The 3,314-nt window shown below is 71.1% G+C and carries 3 protein-coding genes and 1 pseudogene; all 4 read right to left on the reverse strand.

The window, feature by feature from the left end:
- Positions 1–20 precede the first annotated feature (20 nt).
- Positions 21–536, reverse strand: coding sequence for a hemerythrin domain-containing protein (locus tag AC1DZ6_RS21960; RefSeq protein WP_477099247.1), 516 nt, complete (start codon positions 534–536; stop codon positions 21–23).
- 116 nt (positions 537–652) lie between these two features.
- On the reverse strand, positions 653–1,732 hold the full coding sequence (locus tag AC1DZ6_RS21965; RefSeq protein WP_477099248.1) for an extracellular catalytic domain type 1 short-chain-length polyhydroxyalkanoate depolymerase: 1,080 nt from the start codon (positions 1,730–1,732) through the stop codon (positions 653–655).
- 168 nt (positions 1,733–1,900) lie between these two features.
- On the reverse strand, positions 1,901–2,764 hold the full coding sequence (locus AC1DZ6_RS21970; RefSeq protein ID WP_477099249.1) for an SDR family oxidoreductase: 864 nt from the start codon (positions 2,762–2,764) through the stop codon (positions 1,901–1,903).
- A gap of 237 nt (positions 2,765–3,001) precedes the next feature.
- Positions 3,002–3,314, reverse strand: a pseudogene (locus tag AC1DZ6_RS21975) (UDP-2,4-diacetamido-2,4,6-trideoxy-beta-L-altropyranose hydrolase); the annotation flags it as partial.

Below are 3,314 nucleotides of genomic sequence, written 5' to 3' on the forward strand. Positions count from 1 at the left end.
GGGCCGCCCAGGCTCGCCGGCTAGGCCAGGGTCGTCGCGGTCAGCGTCGGCGTTTCAGGCGTCGGCAGGCCGGTCTTCTTGTAGGTGGCGATCAGCTGGGCCTTTTCGGCGGCCATCTGTTCGCCCAAGGCGTCCATGTCGAGGCCGGCCTTGCGGGCCTGGCTGAACATGCCTTCGACGCGCTGTTCCTCTTCCTTGACGTGGTGCTCGATCATCTCCGACAGCACCTTGACCTTGGCGTCGTAGAATTCGTCGTCGGGGCCGCCGGCCTCGATCTCGGCGATCAGCACCTTGGCGCCGTCGTGCTCGACATAGGCTTCCTTCAGCAGGTCTTCCTCAACCTTGCCCTCGCAGGCCGGGTAGAAGATGTCCTCCTCGATCTTGGTGTGAACGGTCAGCTCCAGGCAGATCTGCTCGGCCAGGGCCTTCTTCTTGCCGTCGCCGGTGGCGGCCTCGAACTGGGCGAACAGGTCTTCGACCTTGCGGTGATCGGCCTTGAGCAGGGCCACGGCGTCGAGCTTGGGGGTGTCGGCCATTGTCTCTATCTCCATGAACAGCGAGGGAGACGGCAACGAGAGCCGTGGATTGTTTGTTCCGACCTTTCAATTACTTGAGAGACGTTCGCGTCTGCTGTGTCGAGGTGTCGACATCTTCAGCGCATCAGGCCGGCCGAGCGCAGGGCCTTGGCGATGACGTCGCGCACCTGGGGCGGTACGTGGCCGGACACCGCGTCCAGGACCTGGGCGGCGACGCCGGTCGGCCTGGCCTCTGGCGAAGGCCTCGGTTGGGCGTCGTCGGCGGGCGTGGCGACAGGGTCGGGCGCGGGCTTCCTGGCCGCCGCGTCGCCGGTGGAAAGCCCCCAGAAGGCGGCGATCTCCAGGGTCGAGGACAGGCCCGCCTCCAGCATGTAGGGCGCGGGCTTGCCCACGTCGCCGTGGCCCTTGGTCGATAGCGGCGTCCCATGGCCCAGGCCGTGGACGATGTTCAGTTCGACGGTCGAGCCGCCGGCCCCGCCCCGCCAGATCGACCGCGTCCGGTTTCCTTGCCGGGCGACCTCGGGGGAGGCCTTGGCCAGGCCCGTGGCGGCGGTCCACTGGCGGGCCAGGTCCTGGGCGTTGGCGGCGTTGACGGTGTGGTCCGCGTCGCCGTGCCAGATCGCCAGCCGCAGGGGCGGCGCGTCGCCACGCTGGACCAGCGCTCCCAGCGCCGGCGCGGCGCGGCCGTCGCCGCGTCCCATCACCCGCATCGCGTCGGGCACGCCGCGCGCCACGCCGTAGGCCAGGCCGGCGACGATGGCCCCGCCGGCGAACAGCTCGGGATAGGCCGCCAGCATCACCGCCGTCATCGCGCCGCCGGCCGACAGTCCGGTGACGAACACCCGCCGCGGATCGCAGCGATGCGCCCGGATCGCGGCGGCGACCATGGCGGCGATCGAGGCGGCCTCGCCCCGGCCCCGCGTGGTGTCGCCCGGCTCGAACCAGTTGAAGCAGCGGTTGGGATTGTTGGCGGCCGTCTGCTCGGGGGCCAGGACGGCGAAGCCCAGCCGGTCGGCCAGGGCGATCCAGCCGCCGGCCGCCGCATGGCCCTCGGCGGTCTGGGTGCAGCCGTGCAGGACCACGACCAGCGGCGCGTCGGCGGCCAGACCGCTCGGGGCGTAGGACAGCATGCGCAGCGCGCCGGGGTTCTCGCCGAACCCCGTGGTCTCGACCAGGGCGGCGTTCGCTGGCGTCATCAAGGGGGTCGTCGTCGTCGCGCGGCGCAGGCGCGCCAGCATCGCGGTCGTTTCACCAAGGCCCGGCATCATCACACTCGCTAGGGCCGCTATCCGGCCCGGCGTGATAATGCTGCACTGCAGCATAAGGTCCCATCACGTTTCATTGCAGGGGGCCGAAAGCGCCGTCTAGCCCGGCAGCAGCCCCAATCGCTTGCCGACGATCCGGTCCAGCGTCCGCTTGGGCAGCACCTGGCTCATCAGGAACTGGCCGGGCTGCGGGGTGACCGTGTAGCGGACCTTGGGCCTGGCCGCGGTCAGGGCGGTGTGGACCGTCTCGCCGATCCGCTCGGCGGGCAGGCCCGACTTGCCGATCGACAGCATGTAGGCGCGCAGCCGCTCCAGGGCCGGGGCGTAGACGGTGTCGGCATAGGCGGCGGTGTCGATCTCGTCGGCCTTGTCCCAGATGGGCGTGGCCACCGSGCCGGGGGCGACCACGATCACGTCGACGCCGAACGGCAGCAGTTCGCGGCGCAGGGATTCCGACAGGCCCTCCAGCCCGAACTTGCTGGTGCAGTAGGGGGCCATGAACGGGTTGGCGTTGCGGCCGCCGACCGAGCCGATGTTGACGATGCGGCCCGGTTTGCCACCGGCCGGCTTCCGGGCTCCGACCAGCGGCGCGAAGGCCTGGGTGGCGATGACCACCCCGGTCAGGTTGACCTCCAGCTGCTTGCGCCACGCGTCGATCGGCAGGTGCAGCAGCGGGCCGGCCACGGCGATTCCGGCGTTGTTGACCAGGCCCGCGAGGGGGCGGCCGCCCAGCACGGCCTCGACCTGCAGGGCCGCCTCGCGCACGGCGGCCTCGTCGGTGACGTCGAACACCAGGGGCRTCACGGCGTCGCCGAACGCCGCGACCAGCCGCTCGGCGTCGCCGGCCTTGCGCACGCTGCCGAACACGTGGAGGCCGCGCTGCGTCAGCACCTTGGCCACGGCCCAGCCGATGCCGGTGGAGACGCCGGTGACGACGACGGATTGGCGGGTCTGGCTGGTCATGTGTCGATCCCCTTGGTTACAGCCAAGATGGGATAGGTGAACGGCGTTATCCAGGGGAGTTGCCGCAAGAGCGGCGGTTCAACGAACCCGCCTCCCTTAGCTTGTCATCCCGGACGAGCCCCGGCGAAGCCGGGGTGAAGATCCGGGACCACCGGAAGCGCGGCGCTCTAGCGTCGGTCCCGGATCGGCGCGCTGCGCGCTTGTCCGGGATGACAGCCGATTTTGGATTGCGTGCGTCTAGCTCCGCACTAGCGCGAGGAAGTGCGCCGCCACCCGCGCCGCGCCGCGTCCGTCGCAGACCGCGGCCGAGGCGGCCGACAGTCGGTCGCGCAGCAGCGGGTCTTCGAGCAGGCGGGAAAGCTGGGCCGCGAAGGCCGTCTCGAAGTCGGGATCGGCGACGTCCAGGGCCAGGACGGCGTCGGCGGCGGCCAGGGTCGCGCTGGCCTCGCGCTGGTTGGCGGCCAGCACCAGCAGCAGGGTGGGCAGGGCCAGCACGCAGCGCTCCCAGCTGGTCGAGCCGCCGGCCCCGACGGCCAGGTCGGCCTGGAGG

The sequence above is a fragment of the Caulobacter sp. P1_B12_2 genome, assembly GCF_056406675.1.